This is a genomic window from Paenibacillus sp. Y301 (genome assembly GCF_059445505.1).
The window spans coordinates 110,708-128,069 of record NZ_JCAIUL010000009.1; the positions used below are offsets into that span (position 1 = coordinate 110,708).

A 17,362-nucleotide genomic window follows, 5' to 3' on the forward strand; every position below is an offset into this window, starting at 1 on the left:
AACGCCAACATCACACAACATGGAAGCCATTAACATTTATTGCGGTCATAGATATAAAAGTCATAATCATAAAGATTCTTCTCATCTCTAATCCCTGGGATCTTCTCGGTAATGCTCCACTCCGACCAGTCCACATCTGAAAAAAAGGTATCTCCCGCGAAATCTTCTTCAATTCTTGTCACTAAAAGACGATCAGCGTAAGGAAGCCATTTCTCATAAATTTGTGCACCACCAATGATCATAAGCTCTTGATTATTTGCATAATCTAACGCTTCTTCTATACTATGAATAACTTGGGCTCCCTGTGCAGTATATTCTTTATCCCGAGTCATGATTATATTAAGGCGATCTTTTAAAGGTTTGCCACCAAAGGATTCCCACGTTTTCCGTCCCATAACAATCGTTTTCCCTAGTGTTTGTTGTTTAAAAAAAGCCATATCCCGCGGCAAATGCCATGGCATGCCGTTGTCTTTTCCTACAACACCATTTCTTCCCATAGCCCATATCATGGTAATGCTCATTTAGATCCTTCCCTTCTATATAGCTACTGGAGCCTTAATTCCAGGATGGTACTTATAATTGATAAACTCGAAATCTTCAAACTTGTAATCAAAGATAGACTCCGGTGTACGCTTTATTTCTAATGTTGGTAAATCAAACGGTTCACGTTGCAGTTGCTTCTGAACTTGATCCATATGATTTGAATAAATATGCACATCCCCACCAGACCAGACAAACTCTCCCACTTCTAACCCACATTGATGTGCTACCATATGTGTCAGCAAGGCATAGCTAGCAATATTGAATGGAAGGCCTAAGAACGTATCTACAGAGCGCATAGTAAGCATACAAGATAGCTTCCCACCGGCTACATAGAATTGAAATACAAAATGGCATGGCGGAAGTTTCATTTGATCTATTTCAGCCACGTTCCAAGCACTTACAATATGTCGACGTGAATCGGGATTATTCTTGATCGCTTCAATAACGTTCGCGATTTGATCAATTCGTTCGCCACTTGGAGATTCCCACGATCTCCACTGTGAACCATACACTGGGCCCAATTCTCCGTGTTCATCGGCCCATTCATCCCAGATCGACACACCATTTTCCTTCAAGTACTTTATATTGGTATCACCACTAAGGAACCATAACAACTCATGAATCACCGATTTCAGATGGATCCTTTTGGTTGTTAAGAGCGGAAATCCTTTGGATAGATCAAAACGTAATTGGCGACCAAATACAGACACCGTTCCTGTGCCTGTCCGATCTTCCTTAGGTGTACCGTTGTCTAGTATATCTTGTAGTAGTTCTAAATAATTCTTCACTGATTAGAGCACCTCACTGTAATTTATATCTGTTACATTCATTATTCTAATGATCTCAATTATTCTAAGTTTAACAGTAAGTATCAATAAAATAAATATATACACTTCAATAAATGAAAATATATAGAGTCTTGTAGATGTCCGCTACGGTGACGGATTGTCCTTCCAATCGCTGTCGCTTCTTCAGGACAATTCCGTCACCTTCGCTACTACGAAGGTTGTCATTACTTAATCTAAAGAAGCTATTCTTGATTTGAACTCTCCTTTAAAGCAGATATAGAAATTGCGCTATCAAATCTGATGAATGTAGTTGGCTGATAGGATAAATCTTATCGTCATAACACCACCGAGAATTAGCTACAAGAAATGTAGATTGTCTTTATGTTGTATTGTCGAAAAAGTTTGAAAAAATCATGCTCAAATTAGCGCAGTGAACGGAATTGTTCTGGAGAAGCGGAGCGGTCGCCTACAAGCTTTCCGTAGGAAAGCTACTTCGAAAGCATATGCTTGCCACCGAATTTTATCGCTAAAGCGATATATTCAAAAAAATTAATTTGGGGGCAACAGCGATCGGAAGAACAATCCGTTCGCGGAGCGTCCACCGCAAGATTTAGTTATCAAGAACAAAAAAGAAGCGCCCCCAACCATAATGGTCAGGAGCACTCCTATTTATGAACTTAATTATTTATTTTTTACGTGGAGCGATCATGTGAATTGGATTACCAAGACCAAGCTCAGCAGTTTCCATCACAATTTCACCAAGAGTTGGATGTGCATGAATAGTCAAAGCGATATCTTCAAGTGTAGCACCCATTTCAATTGCCAAACCAAGCTCAGCAATCAAGTTAGAAGCTTCAAGACCTGCGATATGGCATCCAAGTACAAGATCTGTACCTTCTTCTGAAATCAATTTCACGAATCCGTCTGGGCTATTTAGAGAAAGCGCACGTCCGTTACCGGCAAATGGGAATTTAGCTACAACCACTTTGTAACCTTTTTCCTTCGCTTCTTTCTCTGTATAACCTACACTTGCACATTCAGGATCTGTAAATGCTACAGCAGGGATACACTTGTAATCAACAACAGATGAGTGTCCTGCAATAGCTTCTGCAGCTACTTTACCTTCATATGAAGCTTTATGAGCAAGTGCTGGACCAGCGACGATGTCACCAATCGCGAAGATGTGTGGGAAGTTTGTACGACCTTGATGGTCAACTTTCACCAAACCACGATCTGTCATTTCAATACCAACAAGATCAAGACCAAGTTCACCATCTGTATTAGGACGACGTCCAACAGTAACTAGAAGATATTCAGCAGTTACTTCTTTGGATTCTCCACCTACAGAATATTTCACTGTAACGTCTTTATCTGTTTGCGTAGCACTTTCTGCTTTTGCATTTGTAATGATTTCAATACCTGTTTTTTCCATACTCTTCACAACAAGTTTAGTCATATCTGGATCGAAACCGTTAAGAACGGATTCTAATCCTTCCACGATAGTAATCTTCGTACCGAATTTAGAGAACATTTGGCCTAGTTCAGCACCAATGTATCCACCACCGATTACGATCATACTCTTAGGAATCTCTGGAAGACTCAATGCTTCTGTTGAAGACATGATACGTCCGCCGAAAGGAAATGGCTTAAGTTCGATTGGACGAGATCCTGTTGCAATAATACAGTTCTTGAAACGGTAACGTGGGGATTCGTGATCATTAAAGACACGAGCTTCGTTTTCATTGATGAACATACACTCACCATTGAATACTTCCACTTTGTTACCTTTAAGTAATCCAGCTACACCGCCAGTCAATTTCTTGACAACGCTGTTTTTGAATTCTTGTGTTTTACCGAAATCAACTTTCACGTTCTCAGCAGTAACACCAAATGCAGCGCCATGTTGAGCAGACTCATATTGATGAGCTGCTGCAATCAAAGCTTTGGAAGGAATACATCCACGGTTAAGACATACACCGCCGACTTCTTCCTTATCCACGATTAATACTTTTTGACCTAGTTGTGCTGCACGAATTGCAGCGACATATCCACCAGGACCTGCACCAATGACCAATGTATCGATATCTAATGAAGCGTCTCCTACTACCATATAATTAAACCTCCATAACTAGCGACTCAGGATTAGCGAGAAGCTGTTTAATGTAGTTCATGAAATGTTGTGCAGTAGCGCCATCGATAATACGGTGGTCAAAGCTCAAGGACAATGCCATAACTTTTGCTGCCACAATTTCACCATTCTTCACGACTGGTTTATCCGAGATACGACCTACACCCAAGATAGCAACTTCAGGGAAGTTAATGATTGGAGTGAAGAACATACCGCCAGCAGAACCAATGTTGGAGATAGAAATCGAGCTACCCTTCATTTCGTTCGCACTCAATTTACCATCACGTCCACGAACTGCAAGGTCAGTAATGGATTCAGCAATCATCCAGATGCTCTTACGATCAGCTTCTTTGATTACTGGAACGATCAAACCGTTAGGAGTATCTGTTGCAATACCGATATTGTAGTATTTCTTGTATACAATTTCATTGTTTTCTTCATCAATCATCGCGTTAAGAGCTGGGAATTGGCGACTAGCCGCAACCAATGCTTTGACGATAAATGGAAGGTAAGTAACTTTGATTCCTTTTTTCTCAGCCATTGGCTTAATACGAGTACGGAATTCAACCAATGCAGTTACGTCAACTTCGTCCATGATTGTAACATGTGGAGCTGTGTAAGCCGATTTAACCATTGCGTTAGAAATTGCTTTACGAATACCTTTGAACGGTACGCGTTCTTCTTCAAGGTTTGCATTAGCTGCAACAGTAGCTGTTGAAGCAGCTTTTGTTGTAGTAGCTGGCGCTGCTTTTTCAGTTGCACTAGCTGCTGGTGCTGAAGTTGCTTGACCACCATTCTTGAATGATTCAACATCTTCTTTCATCACTTTACCATTCTTACCTGATCCAGTAACGTTAGCGATATCAACACCTTGCTCACGAGCGAATTTACGCACACTTGGTGTAGCTAGAACGTCTTTGTTAGGAGCAGCTGGTGTTGATGAATTCGTTTTTGTGTTTGCACTACCTTTTGCTGCATCTGCTTCTTGTGCAGCCTGCGCTCCAGCGCCTTCTTGCTGAGGAACTTCACCTTCAGCAGCAATGATAGCTACAACTTCACCAACGCGACATACCTGACCGTCTTTAGTAAGTACTTCAAGTACTGTACCGTTAACTGGACAAGGAACCTCAACTACGGCTTTATCATTCTGAACTTCCATTACGATATCATCATCAGTGACTTTGTCACCCACTTTGATATGCATTTTGATGATTTCACCTTCATGTAAGCCTTCGCCTAGTTCTGGGAAACGATATTCAAAATTAGAAGTAGCATTAGCATTAGCTGCTGGTGCAGATTGAGTCGCAGCTGGTGCAGATTCTGCTGCTGCAGGTGCTTCTTGCTCAGGCACTTCACCTTCTGCATCAATGATAGCTACAACTTCACCGATATGACATACTTGTCCGTCTTTGGTAAGCACCTCTAGTACTGTACCGTTAACTGGGCAAGGAACTTCAATAACTGCCTTGTCATTTTGTACTTCCATTACGATGTCATCATCAGTGACTTTGTCACCAACTTTGATATGCATTTTGATGATTTCACCTTCGTGTAATCCTTCACCTAACTCTGGGAATCGATATTCAAATTTAGCCAATATTCTTACCTCCTACGATTTGTGACTGAGAAAACTACTTAAAATTCCAAAACTTTGTTAACTGCTGTAATGATACGAGCCGGAGTTGGAAGCCAAGTGTCTTCGATCTGTGCAAATGGGTAAATTGTGTCAGGACCTGCTACACGTAGAACTGGAGCTTCCAAGTGAAGAATAGCCTTCTCATTAATTTGTGCGATAACTTCAGCTGCGATACCTGCACTTTTTTGTGCTTCTTGAACGACAATGGCACGATTTGTTTTCTTAATTGAAGTTACAATTGTATCTATGTCAAGTGGGTTTAGTGTACGTAGGTCAATGATTTCAGCTTTAATACCGCTCTTCTCCAACTCATCAGCTGCTTTAGTAGCAGTATGCACAGTCATTCCGTAAGAAATGATTGTCACGTCGGATCCTTCACGAACGATGTTTGCTTTACCAAGTTCAACGGTATATTCACCTTCTGGTACTTCAGCACGGAATGCATGATATAGATTCAAATGCTCCATGAAGAATACAGGATCATTATCGCGAATAGCAGCGATTAGAAGTCCTTTTGCATCATAAGGGTTAGATGGAACTACTACTTTGATACCTGGAGTTTGAGTAATCAAACCTTCCAAAGAATCTGTGTGTAGTTCAGCCGCTTTAACACCACCACCAAATGGTGTACGGAAAACGATTGGTGAATTGTAACGTCCACCTGAACGGTAACGCATACGAGCAGCTTGAATCAACATTTGATCCATAGCTTCAAAAATAAATCCAACGAATTGAATTTCAGCAATTGGACGGAATCCTTGAATACCAAGTCCAACAGCCATACCACCGATAGCTGATTCAGCCAACGGAGTATCGAACACGCGCTCTTCACCAAAAGCCTTCTGCAAACCTTCTGTCACACGGAAAACTCCACCAACATTCCCTACATCTTCCCCGAAGATCAATACGTTAGGATCACGTTCAAGTTCAACACGCATCGCATCACGAATTGCTTCTTTCATATTCATTTGTGCCATTACTTCATATCCTCCTTAAACATTCACAGTCAAATAGGTTAGTAAAAAAAACTTACATTTAGAAAATTTCTATTCGAAATCAGCCTTCTGCTCTTCAAGATGCTGAGGAGTGTGTTCGAACATGCTATCGATTAAGCCAGAAACAGTCATTTTTTCCGTTTGTTCTGCCTTTTTAATTTGTTCATTAACTTTTGCTTTAGCTTCTTCTCTTACGCGAGCAGTATCTTCTTCAGTCCAAAGACCCTTTTTCTCTAGATACTTAGCAACACGTGCGATCGGATCTTTTTCGCTCCACTGTGCTTCTTCTTCTTTTGTACGATATTTACTAGCATCATCGGACAAGGAATGTGGGCGGAAACGATATGTAACAGCTTCGATCAATGTAGCTCCTTCGCCATTACGACCACGTTCTGCTGCTTCACGAACAGCACTAATTACTGCAAAAATATCCATACCATCAACTTTAATGCCTCTGATACCTGCAGCTACTGCTTTGTGTGCAATAGAAAGAGCTGCTGTTTGCTTAGCAAAAGGAGTTGTGATTGCATAGCCGTTGTTCTGAACAAAGAAAATAACAGGAAGTTTATATACGCCTGCATAGTTCAGACCTTCATAGAAGTCACCTTCAGATGAACCACCGTCACCTGTATAAGTGATTGCTACATGTTTTTGTTTTTTCAATTTAAAGCCCATTGCAATACCCATTGCGTGTAGAATTTGCGCACCAATAATAATCTGTGGCATCAATACGTTAACACCTTCTGGAATTTGACCTCCATGTTGGTGACCACGTGAATAAAGGAATGCTTGGTAAAGTGGAAGTCCGTGCCATACTAGCTGCGGAATGTCACGATATCCAGGACATACAAAATCTTCTTTATCAAGTGCGAATTCACTACCTACCATTGTCGCTTCTTGACCAGATACAGGAGCATAAAAACCAAGACGGCCTTGACGTCCTAAATTAACAGCACGGTCATCCCAAGTACGGGTAAATACCATACGGTACATAATTTCTTTCAATTCATCATCAGTAAGTTTCGGCATCATACTTTTATTAATGATTTCACCATCTGGGGAAAGAACGGATAGTGCCTCTACTTCCTCTGTATACACTTCATAAGGAACCTTGCTCATTATCTTCACCTCAACAAAATAATTTGATTATCATGTGCACCTGTTATAATATTATTATACACCTGTAACATACAATTCGTCAAAGGAAAATAGCATCTAATTTCAATTCTTTTGATTTTTGTATGTATAACAGTCGATAATAATTGGTATAACAGATAATACATTGAAACAACAAGCCATGAAATTAATCACACCGTTCACATCATATCTTAACGTTTTACCGTTTGCAAAAAACCATTTCAAGAAAAGGTGACATTCATGACAGATGCTCGATTTTTAAAACGAACCATACTAAAAGAAGAAATTCACAGTAAATACCTTGATGAGAAGCGTAACCTCCGCATTTATTTACCTCCAGGATATAATGAAATACTTACTTATCCTGTGGTGTATTGCCAAGATGGAGAAGAGTTCTTCAACTTTGGCAGAATTGCGACAATTGCAAACCGCCTCATTCTAGATGAAGGTGCTGAACCTTTTATTATAGTAGGAGTTGAAGTCGATACAACCGTACGTACGGAAGAGTACGCACCTTTTGGCAGCAGATTCAAGGCATATGTGAGTTGCTTTGCTGAAGAGATTATTCCCTTCATCCAGCATAAATATCCCGTTCGCACCGATCCAGCCGAAACTTTAATTGCAGGTGACTCCTTAGGAGGAAGCGTTTCTCTTCATATTGCTATTCAATATCCCCATCTGTTCACCCGTGTACTTAGCCTGTCCGGCGCTTACTATGAAGCTTCCCAAGAACTTATTGCAGCTGAACAAGACTTGTCTTGGTTAGACATCTTCATGATTGTTGGACTTCAAGAGAATGATTACCAAACCGACACAGGTACTTATAATTTTGTTCAACTCAATAGAGACACGAAGAATTTGTTACAAGAACGCGGCGCACAAGTCCACTATGAAGAAAAAGATGGTCATCACCTTTGGGGTTTCTGGCAAAAAGAACTCCCCGATGCCCTTATGTATTTCTTTGAAGAATAGCCATTAATAATATAGGTGAACCTACTCGTTATTTATGAGGATAGGATTCACCTTTATTTATCCATTATCATGAATGCGCTTACACTGTTTTTCACAAGCATAAACGGCATCGCCGTCCTTTAGCGGCGATGAAACGTTTAGCGGTGAAATAAAATCCTATTTATAAGCAGAAATGAAATACTTATAAAGTCTTATATTTTTAAAAAGAGCACGACTCTCATGCTCACTATAAATATTAGAATTAGATATTCTTTTCTTGTACGATTCTCTCCAGCAATACTTCACAGCCAGCATCCATCAAATCATATACCTCTTCAAAGTTTCCTGTGAAGTATGGATCGGGCACTTCACGCAATATCGCATCAGGTAATAAATCCATAAATGGAATAATGGACGCCTCTTCTCCACCCACAAGTTTTCGAAGGTTTGTTAAATTAGATTGATCCATACATATCAGATAGTCAAATGCTGTAAAATCTTGGCTTGTTACCTGTCGAGCAGTCATACCTTCATAGCTAATTGTATGAGTATCTAGCAATTTTCTAGTTCCTTCATGTGGCGGATGACCGATATGCCAATCCCCTGTTCCTGCAGAATCAACACTAATCACTTTCTCTAAACCCTTATTTTTAATTTTGTCCCGTAATACGGCCTCAGCCATGGGAGATCTACAAATGTTACCGAGACAAACAAACAATACTTTAACCATCGTACTTCATCCTTTCCGCGCTCACTCGTTACATTTTTAGTAAATTACTACTTAAGTCTTGTTGTAGGAGAATTTACAGAACGTCTTCTTGGTAATTTCCACTTATAAAAGACAGATAACAATCTGAATAATACGATAGCAACGAATACGGATAATAATTCCCACGTATCATGAAGCCAATTCAGACCCATAATTACCCCAATAATTAACGCCCACACAGCATAAATCTCATCCCTGAGGACAAGTGGTTTACGACCCGCAAGAATATCTCGGATAATACCACCCCCAGTTCCAGTTAATACTGCAGCCACAATTACAGCACTTAGGGGTTGCTTCATATCCATTGCATAGAATGCGCCTTGAATCGCAAAGGCTGACAAACCAATAGCATCATATATAACATCTGATCTCTTCCAATGCTTGACCCACTTTTGAGGTAGGACAAAAGCAAACAAGACAGAAATAAGGGCAAGACTCATTAATAGCCCTTGGCTCCACAACGCGGTTACAGGGAAACCAATCAACACATTACGTACGATTCCTCCACCAAAAGCGGTGACAAGACCTAATACGATCACACCTAAGATATCGTACTCTTCTTCCATTGCTACAAATGCTCCTGACATTGCAAAAGCAATTGTGCCGATAATACTGAACACATCAAAAATATCCATATCCACTTTTCAATGCAACCTCTTTCCTAACATGATGCTGACACTATTGTAAACAAGACTTGATGAATTGTGCAACCCTGAATTCTCATTTATAATTGTCACTAGATACAGTAATATTAATTGAACCAAAATAATTCCCGTCTTAAATCCTATTGATTCAATCTATAATCAACATTTATGGGCCTTAAAGTTCATTTTATCTATTTCAATTGATCACGGAGGAATAATACATATGACATATAAACGCGTAATCATTTTTTCAGGTGGAAGTCTCTATCCAGAGTTTTTACAAGAGATTCAAAAAGATGACTTCATTATAGGAGCCGATAAAGGAGCTCTATTCTTAATAGAGAATAATATACATCCTCACATGTCTGTAGGAGACTTCGATTCAATCACCGCAGGTGAGAAAGAAATCGTGTCTGCATCTAGTGGTCAGATCATGGCATGTGATGCTATTGATAAGAATCTCACAGATAGTGAACTAGCTTTTGAGATTGCTCTTGAGCAACGCCCTACTCACATTTTACTTGTGGGTGGAACAGGTACTCGGCTCGACCATACGTTAGCCAACATCCAGATGCTAAATAGAGCATTACAACACCATACTTCTTTCGCTATACTCGACAAAAATAATTATATTACAATGACCGGGTCTACTATTGAAGTCAGAGATATGGGCTACACCTATGTGTCACTCTTGCCGATGACAGCAGAAGTTACTGGCATTACTATTGAAGGATTTCAATATCCTCTCGTCAATGCAACATTGAAATTAGGACAATCTCTAGGCGTTAGTAATCGCTTAGCTGAGGAGATCGGTTCTGTTTCTATTGAAAGTGGATTATTACTAGTTATTCAAAGTAAAGATTAATTTACTACAGTTTTGTAATAATTAACTGATCACAAACTAAGCCAAGAAACCCTGATGATACAGGTTTCTTGGCTTTTTATTTTTGAAATAAATGTAATATTTAATATTTTGTAACTTTTAATTGAATTTTAATAAAGCTTGTCTAACTACTGGTATATCTGTATTTTCTGAGTCATGCCCATAATTTAGGTTGTTACAGAACTGTTATACTTGGTTTCGAGCCCAGACAGATATCAAAAATAAAATGAAATATTCGGAGGTATGACAACATGACTAAACACACATTGACCCATAGATTAGCTATAATTGGGATATGCTCATCTTTAGCCCTAACTGCTGCCATTACTATATCAAATCCTGTTGCAGAAGCCGCTACGGCTACAGCTACAGCAACCACGACATCAAAGGCAAATAAAATCATCAACTACGGAAAAACCTTTTTAGGAACTCCTTATAAATTTGGTGCTGCAACGACTACAACTAAGAACTTTGACTGTTCTTCTCTAATGAAAAGAATTTATGCCAAATACGGCGTTAGCTTGCCTCGTACGTCTGTTGATCAATCCAAAAAGGGTGTAGCGGTGTCTAAAGCTAACCTTAAAAAAGGTGATCTATTATTCTTCTCTACTGGAAGTAGAGCAAACGGTAAGAATGTAACTCACGTTGGTATGTACATTGGAAATGGTAAAATGCTTCATACTTATGGCGCGCCAGGTGTTATGATCACAGATATTAATAAAGCACACTGGAAGAAGACTTATTTGAAGGCGCGACGCGTCCTTTAATACATCAGAACTTTAGATATCATATATAAATTCATACAACATTCAGATGAACTGACAGTTAAATAACTGTCAGTTTTTTTAATATGTGGGTCCCTTTAATATATAACCCACTCCACGTGAGGTTTGAATCATTTTGTCATGTTGACCTTTATCTAACTTAACTCTTAAATGTCGTACATATACATCAACAACATTCGTTCCTAATGAATAATCATACTTCCATACTTGTTTTAAAATCTCCTCTCTACTGCATACTTCGTTGACGTGCCGGGCAAGAAATACTAACAAATCATATTCTTTTGGTGTCAGGTAAATCTCCTCAGAATTACGTGTAACTCTACGACTTTTCAGATCAATCGTTAATTCACCAATTGCAAGGGGTAGACTCATCTCTAAACCATTCATAGATGTAAGTTGAAACAGATTCTGAATCCGAACTAACAATATGTCAATTTGAACCGGTTTAACGATATAATCATTTCCTCCTGCGTTGAAACCTTCCACTATATCTTCTGTATTTAATCGATGGGATAGAATTATACTTACAAAATGCCTTTTTCTCTCCTGCAGCCTTCTAATCAAAGTATAATCCATCACTTCATCCATGGATTGATCGATAATTAGCATATCTATATCGTGGATATCTGCATATTCCTTAGCTTCCGTATTGTTAACAACTTTTATCACTTCGTACGTCGCTTCTATTAACGCTTCAATAATGGGATCCGCAGATCCACTATCGTACTCCACATATAAAATGATCTCATTCACAGCTTCCACCAATTTCTCTATAATCTAATCGTGACCTTTATCTATACCATAGCTTGCTCCAAGACAAAAAATCCATTCCTCTTAAGAGGAATGGATAGCAAGAAAATAAATTAATGATCCGAGGATGAAAATTATCCAAAGTATCGGTGATACAGTGTTCTAGCTTCCGCGATGTCCTTGGTACCATGGATCAATGCTCTCCCATCAGGAAAAACAACTAATCGATGTTGTCCTATACGATAGGATACCAGGAAGGGGTTGCTCTCTACTGTACCTTCTTGAAGTTTCGAAAGCCGAGAGGCTACCTGTTCAAGATTTATATGTTGGTGTTGGCTCGGACGAATTTGTACAGTGTCACGTCCACAAAGAACATCCACCTTCTCTAAGTTGGATGCTGATAAGTATGGATATGTGGCATGACTTCCACAAGAAAGACAATCCTCTTTCTTAGCAGAATCCACTCCAATGGATACATACTCATTTCGCCACAAATCAAAGGAAAGTAACTTACGACGTAATGCTTCTGGATGACCGCTAAGAAGTTTCAACGCTTCTGTTGTCTGATTAGCAGTTACCATCTGTACGGCTTGAGGAATAATGCCAGATGTATCACACGTGTCTCCACCTAGGGGCACGGCACCTAACAGACAATTGAGACAAGGTGTTTCTCCCGGGATAATGGTATAAGTAATGCCATAACTCCCCACACATCCACCGTAAACCCATGGAATATTATGCTTCTGAGAAATATCATTAATCAACAATCGTGTATCGAAGTTATCTGTGCCATCCATGATCAGATCTACTCCGGTGATCAAGGCTTCCAGTTCTTCCACCCGTACGTCCATCACATGAACATCAATTGTCACGAAAGAATTGATATCCTCTAATCGTCGCTTAGCAGCTACAGCTTTAGGAAGACGTTGTGAAGCATCTTGCTCACTAAACAACTGCTGTCGTTGTAGGTTGCTCCACTCCACATAATCCCGGTCAGCTAACGTAATATGCCCTACCCCTGCTCGTACTAATGTCTCAGCAATAGAAGTCCCTAAGGCACCGCAACCTACGATCAGAACATGGCTTTGTCCAAGTTTCTTCTGACCTTCCGTACCTAAAGGTGTGAATCGTTCTTGTCGTGAATAGCGTTGCAAGGCATCTGATGGTATTTCCTGTAGGATCTCATCATTGGACATGTTATTCACCCTTTCAGTACTATACAGTTTTGATCTTGGATGCCCATTCTTCTACGTTCCATTCTTTTGTGATCCAGTCTTCATAGAATTCTGGTTCATGGCAGACTAGAACTACCGTCCCTTTAAATTCCTTAAGAGCCTTCTGTAATTCAGCTTTAGCAATGATATCTAAATGGTTCGTAGGTTCATCAAATAGAATCCAGTTCGTTTCACGCATCATTAGCTTACATATACGAACTTTTGCTTGCTCTCCACCACTCAACATACTTAAAGGGCGTGTAATATGATCATTCTTAAGACCCACTCGTGCTAAATGTGATCGCACTTCACTTTGCGTAAGGTCAGAAAATTCATTCCATACGTCTTCAAGAGGCGTGATTTTACCAGCCATTGCTTCCTGCTCGAAGTATGCTGGTTGTAAATACTCACCTAGGTACGTTCTACCACTTATCGTAGGTAACTTACCGAGAATTGTTTTGAGCAATGTAGATTTACCTACACCATTGCACCCAACGATTGCAATCTTATCACCACGTTCAATCACCATACTCATCTTCGGAAGTAGTGCGTGATCATAACCAATCTCGAAATCAATCCCTTCGAACACGGTCTTAGAACTTGCTCTAGCATCTTTGAATTTGAAGGTTGGCTTAGATGCTTCTTCTGGTTTCTCAATTCGTTCCATGCGATCCAGTTGTTTCTCACGGCTCTTCGCTTGTTTGGATGAAGAAGCACGTGCTTTATTTCGAGCGATGAAATCTTCCTGCTTCTTAATCAACTCTTGCTGTCTCTCGTAAGCATCGACATGCTGATTCTTCGTCATATCAGCCATTTCAAGGAACTTCTCATAATTCGCAGTATATCTTGTTAATTTAGAGAATTCCAAATGATAAATGATATTTACGATTTGATTCATGAAATCCGTGTCATGTGAGATCAACATAAAAGCATGTGGATAGTTCTTCAAATACTGTGTCAACCATTCAATATGCTCAACATCCAAGTAGTTGGTAGGCTCATCCAGTAGTAGTACGTTCGGTTTCTCAAGTAATAACTTAGCAAGCAATACCTTCGTCCGCTGCCCACCACTTAATGATGCTACATCCCGATCTAAACCGATAGCAGTAAGACCTAGACCTTGGCTCATTTCTTCAACTTTAACATCAAGCAAATAGAAATCCCCGATATCTAACTGCTCTTGAATATCACCCATTTGCTCTAAGAGAACTTCTAATTCTTCAGGTGTTGCTTCGCCCATCTTGTTAGTAATCTCATTCATTTCCTGCTCAAGTACCAAAAGTGGCAAGAAAGCATCTTTGAGAACATCACGAATCGTTTTTCCTGGTGTTAACTTCGTATGTTGATCCAAATATCCAAAACGAACGCGTGGCGTCCATTCTACTTTCCCTTCATCCTTAAGCAATTTACCCGTAAGAATATTCATCAATGTGGATTTACCAACCCCGTTGGCACCAACAAAACCTACACGTTCCCCTTCTAACAATCGAAAAGAAACATCTTTAAACAATGTACGCCCTCCAAAATTATGGGAAAGACCTTCTACAGTTAATAAACTCATCTCTATTTTCTAACTCCTATCTATTATGAAAATCAATTAATCACGATTAAAAATTACTGTCAAGATTATATTGTAACATAAATAGGAGGTGGGCTACAGCATAAATGTATCCCATATTTAATCGGACCTTACGGAATGATGGTATTATAACAAGCCTTTTCAATATATCCAGCTAGTGCTGCGTCTTTAGCATGATTATATATTTCGTCTGATTGAATTGGAAATGTACACGAACCACGGTAGTAATATTTAATCCCTGTGCTCGGTTCTATTCCTGCATGAATATCCGGAACTTTTACTAATCTACCACCGCCTAATGCATAGTTATTATAAAATTGATCACCTACGGGGATTCCTTGAACGAACGCCATCATCCCAATATCGTTGACGGTATTGTTCCATTCTTCTTGTGAGATTGTTGGCAAAGTAAATAAATAGGATATCCCATTTCTTGTTGCGATGTCATTATGTCGCTGAATATACACACTAAGATCATCTTGGATTGTATTCACAATCGCTGTTCTTCTTACTTGTTCAAACAGTTGATTATCCTGAAGTAATGGAATCGTGGTACTGTTCTTTATTTCTTCTTGCCGACCTTGTAACCACTTTCCACTATTGGAATCAAAGGCTTCAACTACTTGATCTAAAGTAAAATGAATACTGTTTCCGTTCCTATCACTATACGAATAAGGTTTCTTCGTAGTCCACATCGGTTTTTGAATAGTAGTTCCTGCACCGTCCTTGTATTCACCCATCGTATAGATGTAATAACCATCATAATCCATCACAACAATGGCAGGTATGTACCACTGTAGAACAGACTGAGCTATTGGATCATCCTCTATGTCCATGTTAATATACATTGTCCGTAAAAAGATGTTTAGAGCTAGCTCTTTATCCGCACGAAACAACTTTGATGAAGTATACCCTGACTCAAGTTCCTGCTGTTCATTCATACTGAGTACTCTCCCACCATCCTGAACAGCCGTTCGTAGAGCCGCGGTATATTTCATTTCTAATATTTGAACTTCTTTTTGATCTTCTACATGTAGTCCATTAATCATGAAGATAGGAAATAAAATACATACAAAGATAATCGATAAATCAGTAATCTTCATTAAGGACCATTCCTCCATAAGGGAAGGCGATTGCAGCACGTTCTCCTGAAATAGACCCACTGCCATAGAGCAAATCAGACATCACATTCGCTGGAGTACGATTTGAATTGGTGATTGTTACTTTAAAGAAATCACCAACCATCATTTTATATTTCCGAGACTCACTATCTAGTGGTAAAGAGTTATCTGGAAATAGAACATCCGTCAAATCGGAGTCATAAAAGCCTTCGTACACCACATTAAATGTATCTTGAAATGTATTGGGATCTGCTGCATCCGTATATTCCGGGTGATACTTCTTATGTAAATGTTCCATATGGATGACGTACTCGTTCCCTGTAACATATACATCTCGAATAAACTCATTGTACATGGTAGGTGTTACATATCCCTTCGATCTAACAGCATCCACAAATTGAGTGACAGCATTCGTGACAATCATCTGGGAAAGATCATCTTGGTGTCTTGCCGCTTCTAGGGTTGGATAAATATATAAGAGCAATAATGCCAAAATAACAGCTACGAATTTAGACACAGCATTGCTCATTAGGGAGTCCCCTTTGGCGCCTTCGTAAATATAAGGGATTGTATATTACCGTTAGCATCTCGTATATATTTCACCAAGTAATTCGATTGCAGGTCAATAACAGCCTGATCTCGAGCAGTCATTACTGGACCATTGAAGGTTGTACTGTCAATTTCAATACGTTGTCCTAATGGTAAGCTTCCCTTCAGGCTATATAATACCTGAGAACCACTATATATTTCTGCTCCCAAGGAACGATAAGTCTCATCTATTGTTCTATCTTGTCCTCTTGTGACCTTACTTACAGCCTGCAAAGCATGATCCATTTGGTTGGACATACTAACAGACAACCAACAAGCACCCACAAATATGAACAAGGATGTGCTTAAATAGATCATACTCTGAGCATTTCCAGACATTCAGGCTGCCTCCTCCATTAATATTGACTAAATATAAGACCCCGAACGACATTCGAACTATCTTTTACAATACTAGCTCTAAATTTACCGCTGGGATTCACATACTCTGCATTTGCTTCATCAATAGTATCGTTAATGTTTCCTTGTCGAGATCCGGGGTTAATCACCGAACCATATTCGCTATTTGTATTTGCCACGGTCATATTAAGTGCATTACCATACCATGCACCGCCCGTAGTTAGGTTTTTACCTGTTTCAATCTTAACTCCAAATTGATCTTTATCCTTAAATTTACGTAGTGCGTTTGTCACCTGTGATCCACTAATGGTAGTTCCATCATATACAGTGAAAGATGCTTGAGATAATTCCGTTTGAATGTCCGAGAAATTATTTTGTGCTGTTTTGGTTGCCTCTTGTGCTGAAATAAACAAAATGACTACAATCGTTATTAATGCAATCGTTAGAAATATACCTGCGGCTACTTTTAATGCTGTTGAAGCGTTATTCATGAA

General features: G+C 39.4%; 18 protein-coding genes. 3 read left to right on the forward strand and 15 right to left on the reverse strand.

Annotation, left to right across the window (positions count from 1 at the left end; all coding sequences use genetic code 11):
• Positions 1 to 29 precede the first annotated feature (29 nt).
• The 6 genes from AC1D69_RS16440 to pdhA all read right to left on the reverse strand — a co-directional run bounded on the left by AC1D69_RS16440 (position 30) and on the right by pdhA (position 7,209).
• Positions 30 to 521, reverse strand: coding sequence for a dihydrofolate reductase (locus AC1D69_RS16440; RefSeq protein ID WP_495457229.1), 492 nt, complete (start codon positions 519 to 521; stop codon positions 30 to 32).
• Between the two features lie 15 nt (positions 522 to 536).
• On the reverse strand, positions 537 to 1,331 hold the full coding sequence (gene thyA / locus AC1D69_RS16445) for a thymidylate synthase (RefSeq protein WP_495457230.1): 795 nt from the start codon (positions 1,329 to 1,331) through the stop codon (positions 537 to 539).
• Between the two features lie 685 nt (positions 1,332 to 2,016).
• Entirely contained in the window at positions 2,017 to 3,441 is a 1,425-nt protein-coding gene (gene lpdA / locus AC1D69_RS16450) for a dihydrolipoyl dehydrogenase (protein ID WP_495457231.1), read from the reverse strand.
• 4 nt (positions 3,442 to 3,445) lie between these two features.
• The gene (locus AC1D69_RS16455) at positions 3,446 to 5,056 is read right to left on the reverse strand and encodes a 2-oxo acid dehydrogenase subunit E2 (RefSeq protein WP_495457232.1); all 1,611 of its coding nucleotides are present in this window, start codon (positions 5,054 to 5,056) and stop codon (positions 3,446 to 3,448) included.
• A 38-nt stretch (positions 5,057 to 5,094) separates the two neighbouring features.
• Positions 5,095 to 6,072 carry an alpha-ketoacid dehydrogenase subunit beta gene (locus AC1D69_RS16460; RefSeq protein WP_495457233.1) on the reverse strand — a complete coding sequence of 326 codons (978 nt, stop codon included), beginning with the start codon at positions 6,070 to 6,072 and terminating at the stop codon, positions 5,095 to 5,097.
• A 69-nt stretch (positions 6,073 to 6,141) separates the two neighbouring features.
• A complete protein-coding gene (gene pdhA / locus AC1D69_RS16465; RefSeq protein WP_495457234.1) occupies positions 6,142 to 7,209 on the reverse strand; it encodes a pyruvate dehydrogenase (acetyl-transferring) E1 component subunit alpha in 1,068 nt (355 codons plus the stop codon).
• A 258-nt stretch (positions 7,210 to 7,467) separates the two neighbouring features.
• Between pdhA and AC1D69_RS16470 the strand changes: the two genes are divergently transcribed.
• A complete protein-coding gene (locus AC1D69_RS16470) occupies positions 7,468 to 8,199 on the forward strand; it encodes an alpha/beta hydrolase (protein ID WP_495457235.1) in 732 nt (243 codons plus the stop codon).
• 241 nt (positions 8,200 to 8,440) lie between these two features.
• On the opposite strand, the gene AC1D69_RS16475 is transcribed toward AC1D69_RS16470, so the two are convergent.
• Both AC1D69_RS16475 and AC1D69_RS16480 read right to left on the reverse strand, forming a co-directional pair.
• Positions 8,441 to 8,908, reverse strand: coding sequence for a low molecular weight protein-tyrosine-phosphatase (locus AC1D69_RS16475; protein WP_495457236.1), 468 nt, complete (start codon positions 8,906 to 8,908; stop codon positions 8,441 to 8,443).
• 47 nt (positions 8,909 to 8,955) lie between these two features.
• Positions 8,956 to 9,582, reverse strand: coding sequence for a trimeric intracellular cation channel family protein (locus tag AC1D69_RS16480; RefSeq protein WP_495457237.1), 627 nt, complete (start codon positions 9,580 to 9,582; stop codon positions 8,956 to 8,958).
• Positions 9,583 to 9,814: 232 nt separating this feature from the next.
• Here AC1D69_RS16480 and AC1D69_RS16485 point away from each other — a divergent pair, with 232 nt between their 5' ends.
• A complete protein-coding gene (locus AC1D69_RS16485) occupies positions 9,815 to 10,456 on the forward strand; it encodes a thiamine diphosphokinase (RefSeq protein ID WP_495457238.1) in 642 nt (213 codons plus the stop codon).
• Between the two features lie 269 nt (positions 10,457 to 10,725).
• The gene (locus AC1D69_RS16490) at positions 10,726 to 11,241 is read left to right on the forward strand and encodes a C40 family peptidase (RefSeq protein WP_495457239.1); all 516 of its coding nucleotides are present in this window, start codon (positions 10,726 to 10,728) and stop codon (positions 11,239 to 11,241) included.
• A gap of 78 nt (positions 11,242 to 11,319) precedes the next feature.
• On the opposite strand, the gene AC1D69_RS16495 is transcribed toward AC1D69_RS16490, so the two are convergent.
• From AC1D69_RS16495 to AC1D69_RS16525, 7 genes are all read right to left on the reverse strand, one after another.
• The gene (locus tag AC1D69_RS16495; RefSeq protein WP_495457240.1) at positions 11,320 to 12,012 is read right to left on the reverse strand and encodes a response regulator transcription factor; all 693 of its coding nucleotides are present in this window, start codon (positions 12,010 to 12,012) and stop codon (positions 11,320 to 11,322) included.
• Between the two features lie 131 nt (positions 12,013 to 12,143).
• On the reverse strand, positions 12,144 to 13,205 hold the full coding sequence (locus AC1D69_RS16500; protein ID WP_495457241.1) for a thiazole biosynthesis adenylyltransferase ThiF: 1,062 nt from the start codon (positions 13,203 to 13,205) through the stop codon (positions 12,144 to 12,146).
• A gap of 19 nt (positions 13,206 to 13,224) precedes the next feature.
• Positions 13,225 to 14,784: an ABC-F family ATP-binding cassette domain-containing protein gene (locus tag AC1D69_RS16505; protein ID WP_495457242.1), complete on the reverse strand. Its 1,560-nt coding sequence runs from the start codon at positions 14,782 to 14,784 to the stop codon at positions 13,225 to 13,227.
• 128 nt (positions 14,785 to 14,912) lie between these two features.
• Positions 14,913 to 15,905 carry a hypothetical protein gene (locus tag AC1D69_RS16510; protein ID WP_495457243.1) on the reverse strand — a complete coding sequence of 331 codons (993 nt, stop codon included), beginning with the start codon at positions 15,903 to 15,905 and terminating at the stop codon, positions 14,913 to 14,915.
• Complete coding sequence (locus AC1D69_RS16515; protein WP_495457244.1) at positions 15,892 to 16,452, reverse strand: hypothetical protein; 561 nt, start codon at positions 16,450 to 16,452, stop codon at positions 15,892 to 15,894. Before AC1D69_RS16515 ends, AC1D69_RS16510 begins: the two co-directional genes overlap by 14 nt.
• Complete coding sequence (locus tag AC1D69_RS16520; RefSeq protein WP_495457245.1) at positions 16,452 to 16,850, reverse strand: hypothetical protein; 399 nt, start codon at positions 16,848 to 16,850, stop codon at positions 16,452 to 16,454. Before AC1D69_RS16520 ends, AC1D69_RS16515 begins: the two co-directional genes overlap by 1 nt.
• A 17-nt stretch (positions 16,851 to 16,867) precedes the next feature.
• The gene (locus AC1D69_RS16525) at positions 16,868 to 17,359 is read right to left on the reverse strand and encodes an ABC transporter permease (RefSeq protein WP_495457246.1); all 492 of its coding nucleotides are present in this window, start codon (positions 17,357 to 17,359) and stop codon (positions 16,868 to 16,870) included.
• Between the last annotated feature and the right edge of the window lie 3 nt (positions 17,360 to 17,362).

Bases quoted from the DNA above. Each gene is read 5' to 3' on its own strand.
- AC1D69_RS16440 (WP_495457229.1), bottom strand. From the start codon at position 521: ATGAGCATTACCATGATATGGGCTATGGGAAGAAATGGTGTTGTAGGA.
- lpdA (WP_495457231.1), bottom strand. From the start codon at position 3,441: ATGGTAGTAGGAGACGCTTCATTAGATATCGATACATTGGTCATTGGT.
- AC1D69_RS16460 (WP_495457233.1), bottom strand. From the start codon at position 6,072: ATGGCACAAATGAATATGAAAGAAGCAATTCGTGATGCGATGCGTGTT.
- pdhA (WP_495457234.1), bottom strand. From the start codon at position 7,209: ATGAGCAAGGTTCCTTATGAAGTGTATACAGAGGAAGTAGAGGCACTA.
- AC1D69_RS16470 (WP_495457235.1), top strand. From the start codon at position 7,468: ATGACAGATGCTCGATTTTTAAAACGAACCATACTAAAAGAAGAAATT.
- AC1D69_RS16475 (WP_495457236.1), bottom strand. From the start codon at position 8,908: ATGGTTAAAGTATTGTTTGTTTGTCTCGGTAACATTTGTAGATCTCCC.
- AC1D69_RS16480 (WP_495457237.1), bottom strand. From the start codon at position 9,582: ATGGATATTTTTGATGTGTTCAGTATTATCGGCACAATTGCTTTTGCA.
- AC1D69_RS16485 (WP_495457238.1), top strand. From the start codon at position 9,815: ATGACATATAAACGCGTAATCATTTTTTCAGGTGGAAGTCTCTATCCA.
- AC1D69_RS16490 (WP_495457239.1), top strand. From the start codon at position 10,726: ATGACTAAACACACATTGACCCATAGATTAGCTATAATTGGGATATGC.
- AC1D69_RS16500 (WP_495457241.1), bottom strand. From the start codon at position 13,205: ATGTCCAATGATGAGATCCTACAGGAAATACCATCAGATGCCTTGCAA.
- AC1D69_RS16505 (WP_495457242.1), bottom strand. From the start codon at position 14,784: ATGAGTTTATTAACTGTAGAAGGTCTTTCCCATAATTTTGGAGGGCGT.
- AC1D69_RS16510 (WP_495457243.1), bottom strand. From the start codon at position 15,905: ATGAAGATTACTGATTTATCGATTATCTTTGTATGTATTTTATTTCCT.
- AC1D69_RS16515 (WP_495457244.1), bottom strand. From the start codon at position 16,452: ATGAGCAATGCTGTGTCTAAATTCGTAGCTGTTATTTTGGCATTATTG.
- AC1D69_RS16520 (WP_495457245.1), bottom strand. From the start codon at position 16,850: ATGTCTGGAAATGCTCAGAGTATGATCTATTTAAGCACATCCTTGTTC.
- AC1D69_RS16525 (WP_495457246.1), bottom strand. From the start codon at position 17,359: ATGAATAACGCTTCAACAGCATTAAAAGTAGCCGCAGGTATATTTCTA.